This window comes from Streptomyces barkulensis (assembly GCF_002843305.1).
Taxonomy (GTDB): domain Bacteria; phylum Actinomycetota; class Actinomycetes; order Streptomycetales; family Streptomycetaceae; genus Streptomyces; species Streptomyces barkulensis.
In genome coordinates this window covers 1-1,166 of the sequence record NZ_PGSG01000067.1, presented here as the reverse complement: position 1 = coordinate 1,166, position 1,166 = coordinate 1, and the positions used below count along the sequence as shown (strand labels likewise).

1 protein-coding gene is annotated in these 1,166 nt (G+C 73.5%); it reads left to right on the top strand.

What is annotated here, in order from left to right:
* A partial coding sequence (locus CUT83_RS13275; RefSeq protein ID WP_143688546.1) for a beta-ketoacyl reductase occupies window positions 1-1,166 on the top strand: 1,166 nt, incomplete at both ends.

Below are 1,166 nucleotides of genomic sequence, written 5' to 3'. Positions count from 1 at the left end.
TGCGGCCGAAGGTGGATGCGGCGTGGCATCTGCATGAGTTGACGCGGGGGATGGGTCTGTCGGCGTTCGTGTTGTTCTCGTCGGTGGCGGGGACGTTGGGGACGGCGGGGCAGGCGAATTATGCGGCGGCGAACGCGTTTTTGGACGCGCTGGCGGTGCACCGCCGGGCGCAGGGGTTGCCGGCGGTGTCGTTGGCGTGGGGGTTGTGGGGGCAGAGCAGTGGGATGACCGGTGAGTTGTCGGAGGTGGACCGGGCGCGGATGCGGCGGGCGGGGATCGCGCCGCTGGCCACCGGTGAGGCCCTCGCCGCCCTCGACGCCGCACTGGCCCTGCCGGACGCCGTCTCGGTGCCCGTACGGCTCGACACCAGGGCGCTCTCCCGCGCCGGATCCGGCGGCGCGCCGTCCGTGCCCGGCATCCTGCGCGGACTCGTGCGCGCCCCCGTCCGCCGCGCGGCCGAGGCCGGGGAAGCACACACGGCGGGACTCGCCGGCCGGCTGAGCGGGCTGGCGGAGTCCGAGCGGCGGCGGGCGCTGCTGGATCTGGTGCGCGGGCAGGTCGCCACGGTGCTCGGTCACACGCGCCCGGGCACGGTGCCGGCCGACCGGCCCTTCACCGAGCTCGGCTTCGACTCGCTGACCGCCGTGGAGTTGCGCAACCGCCTCAACGAGGCCACCGGCCTGCGCCTGCCCGCCTCCCTGGTCTTCGACCACCCGACCGTCACGGCTCTGGCGGACCGGTTGCTGGCCGAGCTGCTGGGTGACTCGGGCGAGGCCGAGGAGATCGCCGCTCCCACGTCCGCGGACGAGCCGATCGCGATCGTGGGGATCGGGTGCCGGTTCCCGGGTGGGGTGCGGGGTCCGGAGGATCTGTGGCGTCTGGTGGCCGAGGGGCGGGATGCGGTTTCGGGGTTTCCGGAGAACCGGGGGTGGGATCTGGAGGCGTTGTACGACCCGGATCCGGAGAGTGTGGGGACGTCGTACACGCGGTGGGGCGGGTTTCTGCATGATGCGGACCGGTTCGATGCGGAGTTCTTCGGGATCTCGCCGCGGGAGGCGTTGGCGACCGATCCGCAGCAGCGGTTGCTGCTGGAGACGGCGTGGGAGGCGCTGGAGCGGGCGGGGATCGATCCGGGGTCGCTGCGCGGTTCCCGCACCGGCGTCTTC